This is a genomic window from Cytobacillus sp. SAFR-174, assembly GCF_051964675.1.
Taxonomy (GTDB): Bacteria; Bacillota; Bacilli; order Bacillales; family Cytobacillaceae; genus Cytobacillus.
The window spans coordinates 33,821-50,114 of sequence record NZ_JBQCMZ010000006.1; the positions used below are offsets into that span (position 1 = coordinate 33,821).

The window sequence follows — 16,294 nt, forward strand, 5'->3', positions numbered from 1 at the left end:
CTCACGCAAAAGGTTCCGTTTCTTTATGGCGTCTAACCTTTAAAAAGACGCACTACTATTAATAAGCCTTTTCTCGCTCATACCGCCTTGTTCGGCCAGTATCGTCAATAAAATCTCTCATGTTAGCTTGTCGCTGCCGTACTTTCTTTTTAGCAGCATCAATGGCTTCAGATTCACCCAGGGCTTCAGCAACGGCTAATTGTCTTTTAGCTTTCCTGATTTCCCTTTCTAAGTGCCTCTGTTTCTGGCTTTCCTCGTAGGCCTTCCTGTTTTCTGCAGCTGGGTAAGGCCTATAGACACGCTTTGAAAAACCTTCAATAAAGGGATAAAAAACATGCCGGCAATTAATCCCCCTAAGTCCATCGGGTTCGCCATAGCTAGTAGATGAAAGAGGAGGGTATTTATTACTGCTCCCTGATCTTGAAAAGATTTTCCCCTGGTACTTTGCACATTTTGGCCTTGCTCCTATATGGGAACTGACTTCAACCAAATCTGCGCCGTATTCTTCCATTCGAGCAAATTGCATTTCATTGGCAACACTGTTTGACATTGACCTTGTAACCATAGATACATAGGCTTCCGTTGACATTTTGGCCCCATCTTTTCGAATAAGAGCAGGAACTCCGTGTTCTGCCCATCTTGCAGCTGTCTCTGCCAGCGCTTGTCTTGGTGTTTTTGTGCCGGCCAAGACCTTTCCTGTTGTTTCATTCAAGATATTTAAATATATTTGCTGAGACTGATTTAACATAGTTGTATTGATCAGGTTGAAAGATTCCCTTGCTTGCCTTTGAAAAGACACTAATACCGCTTCAAGAACAGGGCTTTCTTTAGGTAAAGGAGGTTGCAGCAAGATTCCTTGAGCAACAGCTTCTATCAGTTCCATTTCTGAATCAGTGACAGCCTCATATCCAGCTTCCTCAAGCATAGCTGTTACAGTTTCTACCGAAAGTTCCGCGTATTTTGCTATGGTTATAATATTTTGCTGTGTTAATTTTCCTAATTGTCCAAGCTTCTCGGTTTGCCACCTTTCTACATCTTCTTCCAGCAGGCTTTTTCCTTGTTTCAGGATCTTGGCTATGTTTAAAAGGATTTCTTCCTCAATAGATAGAAAGACTTCGATAACAGGCATTGTTAATTGCTGCTGCCTTAGTGGTTCCATTAGGTCCCTCCCTGGTCTTGTCTATCTTTGTTAAGACCAAAGAAATCAATTGCTTCAGCCGTTGCTGTTTCATTTTCTTCTGCAATTTCCTTCAGTAATTGCTCAGCTTCTTCTTCTGAAAAACCATGGATCTTCATAATCGCCTTTTTCTTAGAAGTCAGTTGATTGGTAACCAGCTGAACCTGCTTTGCAATCTCTGCGTTTTGGTCTTCTGCTATAGAATCATCAAAAGCAACTGTGACTTCATATTCTCCTTCTGGCCGAGAAAATAACTGATATAACTCAGCGACCTGAATGATACATTCGACTAGTTCCTGAATGCCTGCTTCAATGAGGTTTTCATGACTTTGCTTCGTACGGAAAGTCTTAGAGTTTTCCGAAACAACCTCTGTTGCTGTCTTAACTCCCTGGCCATCAAAAGTGAATGCACCTGAAGAGAAGCCTATTTGCATTGCCAAGACATTGAGCAAGGAATTGATAGCTGAAATATGTTCCTCTACTCGAAGTGTTGCTGAAATGTCTGCTATTTTATTGGCATCCATATCGCCAAGAGCCATTGCCTGGTAAACTTCATCTTCGGCATCAAAATAACGGTGCATCTGACCAGTTAGTGGGTCAATAACGGTTTGAATAGCTGTATCCGGTACTAAGATCCTCTTTTTCCCAAGCTTGAATTCCCGTTGATAGGAGTCAAAAGCGATATCCAAGGAGTGCAGCGTATCAAGTGCATTAGCGAAAATCGAAATACCTAATGGACTTGTAGTATCCAAGTTATTGGCTATGTTTGGCTTAAAGTAGACAAAACCCGGTCGCTTGTAATTGGATATCCTAATCTCCTCTTCAAGATTCGGGAAAAATTGCTTCAGTGGAACCTTAACCCCTAATTCCTCACCTGGATTATTTTCATAGACTTCATTCCGGATTAGATAGGTCTCCCCATCCCACAGGTGCCATTCCAGGTGAGTGTATTTCTTTCCTTTCTTAGAGAATTCATTTATGAAAACAGCCTCTCGAATGGTGTTATGGTCCCAGCTAATCGGGATAAAACAATCAGCTGTTACATAGGAGAGCTTTAATTTTCCATCCTCTACATAAGGCTTGATCACCATGCCACCCATAGCAAACTGGTATTCTAAGTAATCCTGAAATTTCTTAACGAAATTATTATTCTTAAAGACATCATGAATGTTCTCAGACAAAGTCTTGTCTGAAATATTTATCTCGCAGCGCTCATTAAAGATTAATGTGGCTAGCTCCTGTGAAACCACCTTTGGCATGTTCAAGGAAGCCATACGGCGTTTTTTCTGCCCAGAAATCGTTGTATATTTGATATCATGCCATTCGCTAAAATACCCTTTATAGAGAGCTTTCCAATTCCCAATATCTTTGTAGAAATCCTCATTAATCTGGATATCCTTGTGATCAGCCAGCTTCTGAATACCTTTAATTAATCCCATTCTGTACATCACCTGCCTTATGCGGGCCAGCATGTTTTTAAACATCGGTTGTCACCGCCTTAATATTTCAATCCAAGCTTCCTCAAATTATCCTGAACATAATATTGGAATGCATCGCAGGTATGATCATCAATCTTTATAACCTTCGGATCATCGCTCTGTAAGGTATCAGCATCCCATTGGTATTTTTTATGTTCAGTCAGGAAAATCTCATTGGCTGCTGTTTTAAGCACAAAAAAACGCCCCTGAGCTAATAAGTCCTGGACGTTGTCGATCATATCTATTTTCTTTTTCTTAACTACCGGATGAAGACGTATTCCATAATCTTTAAAGAATTGGTTCCGCAAAGCTCCCTCTGCAGAATCGATGGTTTGCTGATCAAAGTGCCGATGATAGGTTTGCTGGATTTTATCCATCCATTCTCTTAAATCCTTTGACAGCTCGCTCGGAGCCTTTTTTACGACTTTATTTTCCGGGCTATAGTAAAAGGTATCAAGTAGAATTACATTCCGTTTTTTCGTAAATCCGAAGGCCAAGAATGTGGTCGCAGAAACTTGGTGCCCTGTATCAATGGCAATATCGATAAGAACAATATCGTCATCTTTCGGCAGCTCATCGATCTCTTTAAAATGAGCCATATTGTACACCATGTCACCAAGACCAATAACCTCACCGGCATACATCCAACGCCAGTAATCCTCATCATTCTCTTTGTACTTCTCAATCTTCCGGATCATCTGCTCGGATAAAAACCCTTTTTTATCATCAAGGTACGTTGAATGATGAATGAAATAATCATCATCCCTGGCCTTAGTTTCTAACCACTCATTAATCCAACTATAAGGATTTCTGGGAGGGTTGTATGAGAAATATACCTTAACCTCTTTGCCTTCAATCTCCTGCCGGATAAAGGTATCTTCTACAATATCAATATCTTCCACACCTGCAAATTCAGCAGCTTCCTCAAACCAGAGGGCCATGACATACCCTTTTGCTATTTTGGCCGACTTAATCTTCATTGGATCGTCAACGCCATAAAAATAAAAGGCTGTATTGGTGGCCTTATGACGAATTATGAGGGGAGACTTTCCGAAATAGAACTCATCCTCAACACCAAGCATGTAAATGGCCCATTTAATCTGCTCATAAATAGAGGTAGAAAGATATTTTCCTACTTTCCTTAAACAAACGACATTGCCCTGGTCATCTTCCAAAAAATCAACCACAAGCTTAAGACTAATCACTGAGGATTTCATTGAGGAACGGCCGCCTTTTGCGACTATATGAGACTGTTCAGCAAGCCAGAGGGAATAGAAATTGACGTTCATTAGATCCATGACATTAATTGTGTTGACTGTCATTTTCTAACGCCTTCCTCATTGCTTCTTTGTCATTAACAATAACGACCTTGCTGGCATCTCCACCCTCTTGTTTGATTTCAGCTTTAGTTTTCTCAATATTAGCCCTCATAAGTTCAAGTTTCATCCTGCGCTCATCATGAATGTGTGCCATCTCATCAAATTGCTTAATAAGGGAACGCAGCTCACCCATAGCCCTGGACTGAGCATTTAAAAAGTTAGCATGCTTATCCCAAGCGAATTGATATTCCCATTCTCTTTCCTCGCCAAAATTTGAGTCCTTTTTCTTTTTTAAGACCTTAGTTATATCGTCTTTGTTTTCAACAAACATGATTTTCTGTGCACGAATAATAGCAGCATATTGAATCTGTATTTGATCCCAGATTAAATCAGCTGGGGAATGCTCCTGCAAATGGTTCATGATTTCTAATGATTCATCTGGAAGGAACTTAGAAAACAATCCATGAGTAACTGCATTTGAGTTTCCTTTTGGTGCAGCTCCTCCTCTGTTGCCTTTTGCATTGATATTTCCTTTTGGAGCACCTCGCTTTTTTGTGTGCACACCTTTTTCTTTTGGTGCACCCCTTTCACGTTTCCAGCCATATCTCTTTTTCCACGACTTGACAGTATTCAGTGACACCTGATATTTCTCAGCAATGTCTTTGTACTTCATGCCTTTGACGTAATCTTTTTCAGCTTGAACATATTTCTCAGCCATGCTACATCACCCGCCACCTCCTGGTATTTGTGTTTGTTTTGAATAAAGAAAAAAAGCACCCCGAAGGATGCTATATTTACCACGATTACAAGCCACTAACTGCAGAGGCTCTTGCAGGTTTTGCAAAGCTTATTCTTGTCACAAGGTTCATGTTGATTGCAGTCTCTGCTTTACTATCAATGTACCAACCAGAATGACTGGTTAACTTGTTAAGCAATTGTTCTGCAGATTCCCCTTCTATTTCTAAAGTTTTAGAATTCTCATGGTCGAAGCTAAATCTTACTTTGAATTTTTTCATCTATTACACCCCCCTTTACACCACTATTCGACAAAAGGAGATATTTTCCTGTAAATAATTCACTTGAATATGTATCATCGAACAAATATAGAGGAAGCAGCTTATTACCGCCTCCCCGTCCTGCCTTCAAGTCTAGCAAGCAGATTTATGTTTTAGCAACTTCGTATCATTTGTACCATTTTTAACATTTGGAACACATTCACTCATTTTCTTAACAATAGAATCTTTAATACGTCCGATGTGGGTATGTGACAGCCCCATATGCATAGCAATCCAACGATAACTTTTCCCCTCAAGCAGCCAATGAAGAACCTCGATCTCCCTATCATCCGTAATAAGATGCATCCGATCCTGAATAACAGAAATCTTTTCTTCGTACTTATGAATAACTGAAAATCGCTTCTCCCTGCGTACACACTCTCTATAAACAGGGTCGCTTGTGGTGCCTTGAACTTTTGGCATCCCAGCTGCATCTCCATATTGAGCAGTGAGCCCTTCTCCTGCACCTTTCATTGAGTCCCTGAGTATCTTAATTGAGTTTATCATCCAATGATAGTCCTTAAGAATGGATTCTATTTGTTTGCTGGCAGCTTCTTTCATTAAAAACACTCCTTTGGATAAAATAAAAATGGACACCAAACAACGCTTAATACGCCATTCAGTGCCCCTGGTTGTTCCAGTAGACTTATTTTGTTTTTTTATGAATTTTTTATTGAGCAATTAAAAATAATAAATCTAATAAATACAAAGGAGATGAACAGCTATGACATACCACAAAATGATTCGAAGTGTCCTTGGTGTTGATGTACGCCCCCGTTCCAGCAATGAACTAGATAATACTTTCACACACGATCCCTTTGCAAACCCAATAATACATAAACAAATAAACGGTACTGAAATTGTGCCAATTAATCTTAGAAAGTTATGGGGTAAATAAATTGTACCTATAACTTGATCGAATAATTCAATTCATAATGAGAAGGCTTCCCTGATTGCCAGGAAATCACTTGTTTACCATACCCTTTTGGCGGGGTATCGGCTAATACTAGATGGCCGTCTTTTACGATATACACTGCATTTTTCATTAAATCGATTTCAGCTGTCATTTTTTCTATATTGGTTTTCACCAGGAACCCCTCCCATGTGTTAAAATTATATTAGGTCGGCCGGGAGAAATCCTGGCTTTTTCTTATTACTAATTTTTGTCGTTTTTTGACAAGTTTTGTCGAAATCATTTAATGTTTTTCCTTTATCTGTAATAATGGTTCCTGGACTTTTATTATTTAAAGGAGCAAAATAATGTGTCGTTTCTGCCGAGAGCTTAGAAAAAAGATTAAATTTTATAGAAAAGTGCTTTTGGAAACCGGATTAAGAAAAGGGTTAGATGACCCTGAAACTATAAGAAACAGTCAATCTCTTGATAAATTAATTTTCAAGTATCAATCAAAATGCAGATAACATTTTAAATTTCAAATAAGAGTCGAGATACAAATTCTCTGTTTCATTTTTTATAAAAACACTAATTAATATTTAAAATCCAAATGGCCATTCACAAACATATGCTAATATCCTAATAGAATTTTAAAATGGACTAATATGAATTCCTTCATTCTCTCGCCAATCTGCGTAGAGTATACGTTTAACATTATCATAGCCATTGGTAGTTAATTGATTATCTAACCACTGTTGATCAAATCCGAGTTCATGTAAATTATCCCTTAATACTTCCCCATCTATAATTAACGCTGTTGGGAGGTATACTGAACTTTCTAGAAGACTGAGATCTTGCTTGTCTGGTTTTTGATACTTCGATTGTAATAATATACTTATTTGCCCATTAGCTTCCAATATACCGTATTTGACTTCGCGAACAGAAAAAACCTGATTTTGTCGAAGTATACTTAATACTTGATTTACATCCAATTTGTTCTTTTTAAGTAACTTTCTATCCATTACACCATCCCGAATAATGATGTTAGGATCGCCCAATAAGAGAGAACGTGTCGATTTATTTTTTAGAGTCAAGAACTCTATCCCCAACATGAGAAGCGTCCACAATCCGATGGCATATAAAAAGTGAAAAATCCCTACCTTATTTTCATAAATGGTATTTCCTAAAAAATCTCCAAGTACTAACACAAAAACTAAGTGAAACGGGGTTAACTGATAGATGGATGTTCTGCCTGTTATGATAATGATAAAAAATAAAGTTGCAAAACCAACGATGACTTTGATCGTCAGTAAACCAATATTAACTTCTTCCAAAGTTTTTTCCTCCAATTTAAATTTTACTTAGTTGTAAGATCTTGAGGTTTAGATAAAGAGGCTAGTTTTAGTATTAAAGCTCGAGTTACAATTCCAACAATGATGTAATATATGAATGAATATCTGTATCTCCACTCTAAATAATTAACAAGTTTGACCCACTCGCAAAAGGGTTCACCTATATAGGCATCCATGTTCTAAAATATTGATATAACAACATGTAAGCTACAGGTACCATTGAAAAATCAAAAGGAAAGGCCCGAGGAATAAAAGGTAGGAATGCAATGGGGTAATCCCAAAAACTATATTGTGCACCAACTACATCTAATAAGGTTGTTGTCAAGATAATTATGGTACCAAATAACAAAATTTCTAAAATATTGTCTCGTTTAACAAGTTTAGCCCATATAACCCAAGGCACAACTAAAAAAACGACTAGTATCCACCATTCCCAAGTTAAAAACTCATTTTTTAGCCAACCATTTAATTCTAAATGATACAGCTTATCTTCTAATAAACGTATTTCATTAAGATTTTCAAATATATTATCTATTGATATCACCCCTATATTTAAATTAAAAGGTAACAGATATTTTTGAATTCAAACTCTTTGAACTGCCTTTTTAGTATTACCGTTTTTTAGTAATGAATTCCATCGTAAATAAGAAAAAAACCCATGTTGAAAGTTCTTCTAACACGGGTTTTCGACTTTTTTCAAATGATAAAAACAATGAAATTTTTTAAATCTAGATTTAAGATAGAACAATAAAAACAGAATACATCAACTTATAATAATGAAGAAAGCAGGCGGGCACTCTGTTCAACAATGCGCTCGGTCAGGGGGCGTTCCAGCAAGTCTTCAATATTTAATGGAATAGAGTCCATTAGATCACGTTCGAACTGATCTGTGAGTTCCCTCGCCACATCAGTACTGTACAAGACTTGACATACCTCATAATTCAGGCGAAAACTTCTCATATCATAGTTTGCTGAGCCTACGGCAGCAATCTCCTCATCTATAGTCAACACCTTGGTATGAATCATTCCTTTGTCGTACTGGTAGATTTGTACACCAGCTTCTATAAGTTCCCCATAATAAGTACGGCTTGCAAATTCCACGATTTTTTGATTATTGTGGCGAGGAACCAGCAATCTTACGCTCACACCTCGAGCTACTGCTGTCTTTAATGCCATGATAATATCTGTTTCCGGTACAAAATAGGGTGTTGTTATATCAATAGTCTTAGTCGCCTGTGTTATACATATAAAGTAAGTTTGACGAATAAATGGGGTAGGAATTCCAGGGTTTCCTTCCAACGTATGGATATACGCTTTTTGCAATGTCCTTGTTTTTGGCGATATGTCTATCTCATTATAATCTAGGGTGCTCAACTCCGATCCCAATTCGGCTGACCATCCGACATGATCTTCTCTTCCGATTGGATTGATTACATCAGACTTTGTTTTCGGGTTAGTTTTTGATTTTATTTTTTCCGGCACTGCCATATTCCAATGAACATCAAAGACAGTCTGTAAATCGACCAATGCATCTCCTATGATTTGCAAGTGGGTATCCCGCCAGAAGCCAACGTCAGGCTTCAATCCTGTATATTCATATCCTACGTTCATGCATCCAGTAAAAGCTACTTTTTCGTCAATTGTGACAATTCTACAATGATCCCGATAATTCCAATAAGAAAAGATCCAAGGAAATCGTAAAGGAAATATTGTCCTGCATTCTATCCCTGCTTCGACCATCTGTCGGATTTTTTCACGCGGAAATTTATAACTCCCCAAACCATCTCTCATAAAACGAACCCGCACTCCGTTTACTGCTTTTTCGATTAGTAGTTCCGTGATGCTACTACCAATTTGGTCATTCCTAAATATGAAATATTCCAGATCAATCGTTTTTTGGGCTTTTTGGAGGGATTCAATGAGCTGTTCATATTTTGCTATTCCATTGTCAAATACTTGGACTTGGCCCGTTCGTAGCCCATTCACAGTGAAGTGCCGTAAAGCATCGGCGATTACCGATGCTGAATCACCAAATGTATCAGGTAATTTATTAGATTCACTTTTAGAAGAGGTCAATCTTTTCCGATGAATAAACTTAGGATTTGATATGCTAAGATAAAGCAAGAAACCAATGATAGGAAAAAGAAGGACGATTATTATCCAATTCAAAGCCTTGGCAGGCCTACGCACATCCCGAATTGCTATGATTAAGATAAAAAACGTATTTATCAGGTATAGATAAAAAATCCATTCCAACTAAAAATCCTCCCTTGTTTTTCTCTTAACATTTACAAAAAATGCAGGGAGTATACTTTTAGAATTCGAAAGAATACCTAGTTTACTCTTTTGCTTCCTTGTCTTACTCTTCCAGCCACCTATTTATCTTGGCAACAAACAAATCTAATCCTTCCCTTTCATCAAGATGAAATGCTACACCAGAGAAATCAGGTCCCTGATAATGACAAACGCCCTTGTATTTTTCATGATGACGGATCAGCAGCCGTTCCATCCCTCTGTAAAACTCCAACTCTTCGCCTTGTTTTAGTTCAGCGATTTGATCCTCAAGGGCGAAGGAAAATAAATCTAATTGCTTCATTCCCTCACCGCCTAGTCCCCCTAATAATGCTATTTTTCCCATTCGTAAACATCATTACATTTTTGTTACAAAAACCTACAAAATATGACATTATACCTAAATTATGCTAGTATTTCCTCTGGGCAAATTTTACGAAAGTAAAAGACGCAAAGCCACGGGCCTAAAACAGCTTATTTGTCATGGCAGCCGAGTTGCACACAATATATTACCAATACATTACCTTTCTAGTTTGCCTATTTTTTTAACTAAAGAAAGGGTGTTGAAATTCATGATTTTCCCGACAGTATACAGTAAAGAGCCTGGTCTAAGACATATAATTAAGGATCAAAACTATTGCTTATGTGGCGTTAAATACCATGTCTTTTCTACATTTACAAGAAGTGATTTTAAGAAGATTCAATTTAAAAAAGTAGATAATGTCACCTGCCCTAAGTGTAAAGCCATTATATCTGCTCATCACTCTAAAACTTCTGCATACCGATTTTATTAACTTCAGACGGCATTATGTTTTTCTGAATAACATTTAACGCAGGGACCCTCAACGTAGAAGTAATTTGGCTTTCCACAAATCTTGCAAGTCTTGGAGTAAGTATTCCAACGTTTATTACAGTCCCTGCACTCAAGTAATAAGAGGTTATTTCGATGGCCGATCACAGTCCCCTTGGCCAGACATTTTGGACAGCGAGTAACTAACTTAACATTTGTGATAGTCATTTTTCATATCTCCCTTCAAAACCATTTATTTGGTGCAGCCTCCGCATCAATCTCCCGAAAGGATGCCAGTACAAGCTCATATTTCAGTTCTTCGTAATCACAATCGTTAATACTCTTTCCTGACTGAGCCTTAGAAATATTCAATTCTGACAATCTTTTGATGAGGATATTCCTTTTCTGCTGCATAACGGATTCATAAAGGATCCCCATAGTATCAACTCCCTGATCTTAATAGTTTAAGTTTTTCCTGCAAATCTGCTTTCTTCTTAGCAAGTTCCTGCTGCTCATTCTTTAAAAGTTTAGGCTTTTCATCCTGTAGGTTTCCATCAGAAAACCAATCTGGCAGCATTTCCGTCCGTATTGGCTTGGATCGCATACCCTTAGGTTTATAAGAATTATTGCTTTTAAAAGGCTTAACGTTTTTAGCTGCTTCTTTTGCCTGTTCTCTTGCTACTAAGGCATCATAATGATCCATGATGTATTTTTCACAGTAACCGAAGGCTTTAATGGCTCCATTTGGCTGACGTTCTTTATATTCAGCAAAACACTGTTCAAGCAATTTGATTGTTTGTGACAACGGCATACCACGGGCGACAATCCGGGCGATTGCTTCATAATCTTTTGTTGTTGGGTAAACAGAACGTCCTTCTTGTATCGTTCGTAACTCTATGAATCTTTCAGCAATAATATCTACTGGGTCATTTTCTTTAGTAATAGTAATAGTAGTATTATTTATCTTTGTAATATCTTTATTAGAGTGGACACTTTTGTCCACATAACTGGACATTTCTGTCCACTCTGGGCTGGACGTTTTTGTCCGGTCTCCATCAGACTGGACATTTTTGTCCACTCTCTCTTTATTGTATTTTTTGGAGTTTTTCACAGTTAAAATGTAGCCATAAGGAGCACGGGTGATCTTTATGTAACCATGTGTTTCCAGATCATCCAGCCACCTTTGAACAGTTCTTTCGCTCACTCCAAAAGGTTCTGCCAACTCGGAGCGTTTTAATGGCTTATTTCCTAACACGATGCCCCAGGTTACTCCATCTCGTTCAATTTCTTTTGTAGTGGAGCTGACGCACCAGAGAAAAAGCCACAATGCTGATCCAATTTTTTTGTAATGTTTCGGCTCTAATAATCCTGAATAGGTCGGAAATGGATAACTTTCGGGCACCGTATCACCTACTTCCTATGGACATTTTTATGACATGGCACGCATAAGGTTAGACCATTTGAAACTTCGAATCTTAAATTCTCATATTTAGCAAACGGTTTTATATGATGAGCGTTTAACTCTCCCCCAACTTGCCCACAATGCTGACATGTGTATTTGTCTCTTTCCAAAACCAAAGTTCGCCATTCTTTATATTTACCGGAGCTCCTAATATCCTTATTTGTCTGCTCCCAGGGTGGTTTACTGCCTATCCATATCAAGATTTCCCCATCAATTACCGAAGCATGAGAATTTGGTACGGACACCCCTGAACATTTTAGGAACTCCACTTCCGTTATCTTTCCTAAAATGAAACTGCATTCCCAACAATAATGTTTTTGCTCCTCTGGTATGTGTGGATCAGATTCCCCGATAGTTTCATCGCATCTATCACATTTGAATATAAAATACTTTGAAAATACATCTCCGTTTGGTATACGAATGGTCTTAACAAGCATGTGACTCACTCCCTCTCACAGACAGCAAATCCGTTTTTAACCCCTTTTACTTTGTAATCCGGATACCGCCGCATATACTCTAAAACAAGCATTTTCAAGTGTTCTTTATCTTTAGCCTCCTCCCAGATCCATGCTGGAAGGAGGATATTTGTTTTGTTACTCTGCATCTTCAAAATCTATGTCCAATGATTCCTGGGCGGACATATTTTTGCTAGTTTTTTTCTTCTTTTGATCCGTGTCAATAATTTCAGGCTCTTCATCTGATACATGCTCTTGCTTGCTTGGAGAGTCGTACTGAATTGGCTCATCAAACTCATTAGCCTCATCCGTAATATCTTTTACCTCACGCTCCTGCTCGTCTTCTGAGAATGCTTTTTGCATATCGATGGACAAGATACCCCATTTGCCTAACATGTTCCTAAGAACTGTTTTCATTGCCATGGCATCATAATCAGTACGCCAAACATTATTAAGTGACTTCTTATCTTTTGCCTTGTTATGCTTAATCCTGTGCGCCTCGACCTCATCTCGGGTCCAATAAACCGTTTTTTCAAAGCCATTGACCAACCTAAAGTAGCCACAATAACCGATGACCTTATCACTTTTCCTGGCATCCAAATCAAGGTCAATTTCCTCCGTTAGACGATTCCACTTTAGGAGTTCTCCTTCATATACCGGTATTACATTTATGGCCTTGTACTGGCCACTTCTTAATGCCAGCTGAATGTATCCTTTGTATCCCAGCTGGAACTGTGCTGTCTTATACCCCTTTTTAGAATCATAAAAAGCAACAATCCAGGCGTAACCTAAATTTTTATCAACTGGTAAATCGAGAGATGCAGCAACCATTGCACTGGATACTATGGACATAGGCTCAGCTTCTCTTAGACCAGGATCTCCGTTATATAAATTAAGAACGGATGCCATAAATTGAGGAGCTTTATTGGCCAATACCTGCTCAAATTTCTTTTGCATTGTTGGCGTATTTAATAAACTTTTAAGTCCAAGTGATTGAGCTGATACCTGCTTTGCTGCTGTCTCCTGCCTATTAGCTAATTGATTTTTCAATTCTGTATTAGTCGCCATCAATTAATCTCCTTTACAGCAAATTTTCGGAACGAGGATTCTTTCAAAACTTTTTTGTAAATGTCCGGAAACTTTTCTTTCAGTGCTTTCGAATCCACACTTTTTCTACTCTGATTCTTCCAAGTGACAATAAATTGATCAGTAATACCTGTTTCAGCATCCTTCAATACTTCTCTTAATTTGTTTTCAATTTCGGTTTTTGCTGTTTTAATCAGCTTTTCATCAGATTTCACTTTCTCATATTGAACCAGCAAGTCTTTATAATCAGATGGAAGGACCATTTCTTTATCCTTCACAGCACAAGCGTACTTCTCTTTTAAATACTTCTCAGCTGCACTGGATCCATCTAACACCGGAGCATGCCCTTTCAGTACGTGAAATTCCCAAAAGTGCTTTTCAGCATTGAAAATCATATCGATAAGCTCCTGGTCTCGCTTTACTTCCTTCCAGATGAACTTGTTGCCACCGATAAGAACAGCGATATAACCCTTTTCCTTTTCAGTCACTCCTAGATAATGCTGGAGCTGCACAAGGTAGCTTGCCGGAACTTCTTCGCCTTCCCACTCTTTAGCGAGATACGCACTGGCTGTCTTGCATTCCAAAACCGCTGATTCTCCAACAACTAAACGGTCAACGTTTGCTTTAATAAATGGATACTTGGAATGGCTGTACATGAAATTTGTTCGGCGTACCTTTTTACCTGTACGCTTTTCAAACTCCTTGGCAACCACATTTTCCATTTGATTTCCCCAGTAAATTGCTTCATTATCAGTTTCCTGTGGTTCGACTTGGCCTGTTTTTTCAAGCCAAAGTTCAAAAGGTGTACGAAATTTATTAACTCCAAGAATGATTCCAGCGTCACTCCCGCCGATTCCTTTAGCCCGTTCTTGCAGCCATTCGTACCGGCTCATATCCTTTGTAGGAACTGCATTGTTTAGCGCCAATTCTAGTCCCCCCTTTACCGTCAAGAGCCTATATGCTAAAATGACGGTACAAAATAATTAGCCAATCATTACCGACTCCTGCGCCAACAGGAGTCATTTTTTATGCTGTTCTAAATTCAAATTCCATCACTTCTGTTAAGAACCGATCCAAGTTGTCCTTCAAGATGATTTCACCGTCATATTCCACTATGTCGTCACCATCAAGGATTTCGTCACCAAAATAATCGAATCCTACATGTTCAGGCTGTGTTACCATATTCGGATATCCGGACCGCTCTATTTGGTCAATCATAGGATGATTCATTTTTATCCTCCTCTCTATGTATTAGGTGCTTTATTCACACCGCGATAAGCCGAAACGTAGATGATGGGGGAATGGTAGATATTTGTTCCGACTTATCGCGGCAGGAACAAAGATTCTTGCCGCCCTATTCTAGTGGTGGTAGAATAAGCATATCGATATTTAGTGGCAGTGAGCTGTGGTGAGCTTACTGCTTTTCTTTTTGATTTGAAGTAAAATCTCCAATTAAAATTCCCATGATAAAAATAAAGTAGGTTCCAAAAATCATAGCTAGGACATAGCCCAAGTCCACTTAAGAACCCTCCTTTGAAGTACGTATTCTAACTGCCCAATCAATCTTTACTCCTTGGCTCTTTAATTTCTTAATCAATTGTTCCAGCTTCTCTTTTCTGGTTAGAACCATTGGATTATTCCTCCTATCAACGGCATTAACTGCTGCAATATCATCACTGGATCTACCCCTGTCACAATGGCACATGCCACATCTTTAGCTGAGGTAACATCTGCCCACTTGATTAAAGTAGCGACATCTAATGTTTTTTTATCTGTTTCAAATTTTGAAATACAACTCCGTGAACGATGAAGTTTCTCTGCGATTTCCTCCTGGGTAAGACCTGCTCGCTCCCGGCATGCTTTCAATACTGCGCCGAAAGTCAATCCTTTCTCCCTCCCTTCTATGTTCCAATTTGGAAAGGTTCCAGTATGGAACCGACAAATTAATAGATTGCTATTAAAATTAATAGATGAAAGGAAGTGCACCGAATTTTTTTGAGCCTGGCAGCTTCGTTCGGTGCCTTCGCTCATGAAACTTTTCTAGGAAACCAGTTTTCTATGTAGCTGAGAGCTGATTGAAGTTCCTTTCTCTTAATGTCTTTGTAGCTTGCTACACCAAAACGATCCTTTATTTCCCGATGTAGTTCCCTGAAGAGCTTTGATCGGAAATCTGGATTACTTTCTAGCTCATATACCTTTTGAGCAATTCCTTTCTGCACACGGCGTTGTTCGCCACTGCTAAGAGTGATATGCTCTTCAACTTTATGATCAATTTCATAGACAAGCTTTCTGATTTTGTGTTGTTCAGCTTTAATGATTTGAGTATCCTCCATAAGATCTGCAGTTGTTCTCAACACCGTGACAAGAGCCTGATCTTTTGAAAGAGGAACAATGTCTTCTTTAATGGTGTAGTATTCATCGACCAGCCTTTCGTAAGCATCCCATGCCTGCTCAGTATTAAGTGATTTAGCGTGAAGCCAAGCTCCTTTTTCGGTCCAAAGATAGAGAATAGAAGTAAATTTAAGGCTGTCGTCAAATTGACGTGACCCTTTGAATTCTCGTAATTCTTCTCCGGATAAGGCAAAATAATGCTTGCCTTGAACATACCGATCTGCATTTCTTTGAAAGTTACGGTTAATAATTTTTGCTTCTGTTCCAAAAGCTTCTGCAAGCTGAGTGGTAGTTAATACTCGCTTACCTCTCTGGCAAATAGGCTGCAGTTGATTCATTTACATCGCCTCCAGACTTTTTTGTTCTTGGTCACGCATCCAGGCATTGATCGTTTCCAGAGAAAAGAAAATTCTTCGCCTAACCCGGAAATGGGGGATTTGCTTTTCTCGGACCATCGTATAAATCGTGTCAGGATGGACACCAATATAATCAGCCACTTCCTGAGCTGTGAGTGTTTTTCGCTGCACTTTGAAATGATCCTGAGC

Annotated in this window: 21 protein-coding genes and 1 riboswitch; of the genes, 1 reads left to right on the forward strand and 20 read right to left on the reverse strand. The window is 38.6% G+C overall.

Translation table 11 applies throughout. The features are described 5' to 3' along the window. Positions 1-58: 58 nt before the first annotated feature. The 7 genes from ACTHRG_RS08125 to ACTHRG_RS08155 form a co-directional block, all read right to left on the reverse strand. Positions 59-1,159, reverse strand: coding sequence for a phage minor capsid protein (locus tag ACTHRG_RS08125; protein WP_076256786.1), 1,101 nt, complete (start codon positions 1,157-1,159; stop codon positions 59-61). After that, positions 1,159-2,661: a phage portal protein gene (locus tag ACTHRG_RS08130; RefSeq protein ID WP_076256784.1), complete on the reverse strand. Its 1,503-nt coding sequence runs from the start codon at positions 2,659-2,661 to the stop codon at positions 1,159-1,161. Before ACTHRG_RS08130 ends, ACTHRG_RS08125 begins: the two co-directional genes overlap by 1 nt. A 14-nt stretch (positions 2,662-2,675) precedes the next feature. Beyond that, entirely contained in the window at positions 2,676-3,977 is a 1,302-nt protein-coding gene (locus tag ACTHRG_RS08135) for a PBSX family phage terminase large subunit (RefSeq protein ID WP_076256783.1), read from the reverse strand. Next, entirely contained in the window at positions 3,958-4,692 is a 735-nt protein-coding gene (terS, locus tag ACTHRG_RS08140) for a phage terminase small subunit (RefSeq protein ID WP_076256781.1), read from the reverse strand. The genes ACTHRG_RS08135 and terS overlap by 20 nt, the downstream gene beginning before the upstream one ends. Before the next feature lie 85 nt (positions 4,693-4,777). Then, positions 4,778-4,990, reverse strand: a complete 213-nt coding sequence (locus ACTHRG_RS08145) for a hypothetical protein (RefSeq protein ID WP_076256780.1) — start codon at positions 4,988-4,990, stop codon at positions 4,778-4,780. A 132-nt stretch (positions 4,991-5,122) separates the two neighbouring features. Then, positions 5,123-5,590 carry a helix-turn-helix transcriptional regulator gene (locus tag ACTHRG_RS08150; RefSeq protein ID WP_076256778.1) on the reverse strand — a complete coding sequence of 156 codons (468 nt, stop codon included), beginning with the start codon at positions 5,588-5,590 and terminating at the stop codon, positions 5,123-5,125. A 344-nt stretch (positions 5,591-5,934) separates the two neighbouring features. Then, entirely contained in the window at positions 5,935-6,117 is a 183-nt protein-coding gene (locus ACTHRG_RS08155; RefSeq protein WP_019381531.1) for a DUF3954 domain-containing protein, read from the reverse strand. 172 nt (positions 6,118-6,289) lie between these two features. Here ACTHRG_RS08155 and ACTHRG_RS08160 point away from each other — a divergent pair, with 172 nt between their 5' ends. Then, complete coding sequence (locus tag ACTHRG_RS08160; protein ID WP_019381530.1) at positions 6,290-6,448, forward strand: aspartyl-phosphate phosphatase Spo0E family protein; 159 nt, start codon at positions 6,290-6,292, stop codon at positions 6,446-6,448. Positions 6,449-6,571: 123 nt separating this feature from the next. Here the strand turns inward: ACTHRG_RS08160 and ACTHRG_RS08165 are convergent, their stop codons facing one another. The 13 genes from ACTHRG_RS08165 to ACTHRG_RS08225 all read right to left on the reverse strand — a co-directional run bounded on the left by ACTHRG_RS08165 (position 6,572) and on the right by ACTHRG_RS08225 (position 16,276). Next, the gene (locus ACTHRG_RS08165) at positions 6,572-7,255 is read right to left on the reverse strand and encodes a DUF421 domain-containing protein (RefSeq protein WP_019381529.1); all 684 of its coding nucleotides are present in this window, start codon (positions 7,253-7,255) and stop codon (positions 6,572-6,574) included. 178 nt (positions 7,256-7,433) lie between these two features. Beyond that, a complete protein-coding gene (locus tag ACTHRG_RS08170) occupies positions 7,434-7,817 on the reverse strand; it encodes a CBO0543 family protein (protein WP_286147815.1) in 384 nt (127 codons plus the stop codon). A gap of 224 nt (positions 7,818-8,041) precedes the next feature. Next, positions 8,042-9,529 carry a phospholipase D-like domain-containing protein gene (locus tag ACTHRG_RS08175; protein ID WP_076256777.1) on the reverse strand — a complete coding sequence of 496 codons (1,488 nt, stop codon included), beginning with the start codon at positions 9,527-9,529 and terminating at the stop codon, positions 8,042-8,044. Between the two features lie 103 nt (positions 9,530-9,632). After that, a complete protein-coding gene (locus ACTHRG_RS08180; RefSeq protein WP_076256985.1) occupies positions 9,633-9,869 on the reverse strand; it encodes a hypothetical protein in 237 nt (78 codons plus the stop codon). Positions 9,870-9,980: 111 nt separating this feature from the next. Continuing rightward, positions 9,981-10,068, forward strand: a riboswitch (cyclic di-GMP riboswitch). A gap of 530 nt (positions 10,069-10,598) precedes the next feature. Continuing rightward, positions 10,599-10,793 carry a hypothetical protein gene (locus ACTHRG_RS08185; RefSeq protein WP_076256775.1) on the reverse strand — a complete coding sequence of 65 codons (195 nt, stop codon included), beginning with the start codon at positions 10,791-10,793 and terminating at the stop codon, positions 10,599-10,601. Between the two features lie 4 nt (positions 10,794-10,797). Beyond that, positions 10,798-11,757: an HTH domain-containing protein gene (locus tag ACTHRG_RS08190; RefSeq protein ID WP_076256773.1), complete on the reverse strand. Its 960-nt coding sequence runs from the start codon at positions 11,755-11,757 to the stop codon at positions 10,798-10,800. Between the two features lie 8 nt (positions 11,758-11,765). After that, complete coding sequence (locus ACTHRG_RS08195) at positions 11,766-12,254, reverse strand: HNH endonuclease (RefSeq protein WP_076256771.1); 489 nt, start codon at positions 12,252-12,254, stop codon at positions 11,766-11,768. A 156-nt stretch (positions 12,255-12,410) separates the two neighbouring features. Next, positions 12,411-13,340 carry a recombinase RecT gene (locus ACTHRG_RS08200; protein WP_076256769.1) on the reverse strand — a complete coding sequence of 310 codons (930 nt, stop codon included), beginning with the start codon at positions 13,338-13,340 and terminating at the stop codon, positions 12,411-12,413. After that, positions 13,340-14,251: a YqaJ viral recombinase family nuclease gene (locus ACTHRG_RS08205; protein WP_175609053.1), complete on the reverse strand. Its 912-nt coding sequence runs from the start codon at positions 14,249-14,251 to the stop codon at positions 13,340-13,342. The genes ACTHRG_RS08200 and ACTHRG_RS08205 overlap by 1 nt, the downstream gene beginning before the upstream one ends. Positions 14,252-14,384: 133 nt before the next feature. Further along, positions 14,385-14,606 (reverse strand): YqaI family protein, encoded by a 222-nt coding sequence (locus tag ACTHRG_RS08210; protein WP_353615003.1) that lies wholly within the window; start codon positions 14,604-14,606, stop codon positions 14,385-14,387. Positions 14,607-14,978: 372 nt separating this feature from the next. Further along, the gene (locus tag ACTHRG_RS08215; protein ID WP_009330644.1) at positions 14,979-15,242 is read right to left on the reverse strand and encodes a helix-turn-helix domain-containing protein; all 264 of its coding nucleotides are present in this window, start codon (positions 15,240-15,242) and stop codon (positions 14,979-14,981) included. Between the two features lie 143 nt (positions 15,243-15,385). Further along, the gene (locus tag ACTHRG_RS08220) at positions 15,386-16,087 is read right to left on the reverse strand and encodes an ORF6N domain-containing protein (protein ID WP_076256763.1); all 702 of its coding nucleotides are present in this window, start codon (positions 16,085-16,087) and stop codon (positions 15,386-15,388) included. Then, positions 16,088-16,276, reverse strand: coding sequence for a helix-turn-helix domain-containing protein (locus ACTHRG_RS08225; protein WP_026041684.1), 189 nt, complete (start codon positions 16,274-16,276; stop codon positions 16,088-16,090). Positions 16,277-16,294: the final 18 nt, after the last annotated feature.

What these genes read in the sequence shown, in the direction of transcription:
- ACTHRG_RS08220 (WP_076256763.1), bottom strand. Translation starts at nt 16,087, where the DNA reads ATGAATCAACTGCAGCCTATTTGCCAGAGAGGTAAGCGAGTATTAACT.
- ACTHRG_RS08150 (WP_076256778.1), bottom strand. Translation starts at nt 5,590, where the DNA reads ATGAAAGAAGCTGCCAGCAAACAAATAGAATCCATTCTTAAGGACTAT.
- ACTHRG_RS08125 (WP_076256786.1), bottom strand. Translation starts at nt 1,159, where the DNA reads ATGGAACCACTAAGGCAGCAGCAATTAACAATGCCTGTTATCGAAGTC.
- ACTHRG_RS08160 (WP_019381530.1), top strand. Translation starts at nt 6,290, where the DNA reads ATGTGTCGTTTCTGCCGAGAGCTTAGAAAAAAGATTAAATTTTATAGA.
- terS (WP_076256781.1), bottom strand. Translation starts at nt 4,692, where the DNA reads ATGGCTGAGAAATATGTTCAAGCTGAAAAAGATTACGTCAAAGGCATG.
- ACTHRG_RS08185 (WP_076256775.1), bottom strand. Translation starts at nt 10,793, where the DNA reads ATGGGGATCCTTTATGAATCCGTTATGCAGCAGAAAAGGAATATCCTC.
- ACTHRG_RS08200 (WP_076256769.1), bottom strand. Translation starts at nt 13,340, where the DNA reads ATGGCGACTAATACAGAATTGAAAAATCAATTAGCTAATAGGCAGGAG.
- ACTHRG_RS08130 (WP_076256784.1), bottom strand. Translation starts at nt 2,661, where the DNA reads ATGTTTAAAAACATGCTGGCCCGCATAAGGCAGGTGATGTACAGAATG.
- ACTHRG_RS08145 (WP_076256780.1), bottom strand. Translation starts at nt 4,990, where the DNA reads ATGAAAAAATTCAAAGTAAGATTTAGCTTCGACCATGAGAATTCTAAA.
- ACTHRG_RS08180 (WP_076256985.1), bottom strand. Translation starts at nt 9,869, where the DNA reads ATGAAGCAATTAGATTTATTTTCCTTCGCCCTTGAGGATCAAATCGCT.
- ACTHRG_RS08135 (WP_076256783.1), bottom strand. Translation starts at nt 3,977, where the DNA reads ATGACAGTCAACACAATTAATGTCATGGATCTAATGAACGTCAATTTC.
- ACTHRG_RS08205 (WP_175609053.1), bottom strand. Translation starts at nt 14,251, where the DNA reads ATGAGCCGGTACGAATGGCTGCAAGAACGGGCTAAAGGAATCGGCGGG.
- ACTHRG_RS08195 (WP_076256771.1), bottom strand. Translation starts at nt 12,254, where the DNA reads ATGCTTGTTAAGACCATTCGTATACCAAACGGAGATGTATTTTCAAAG.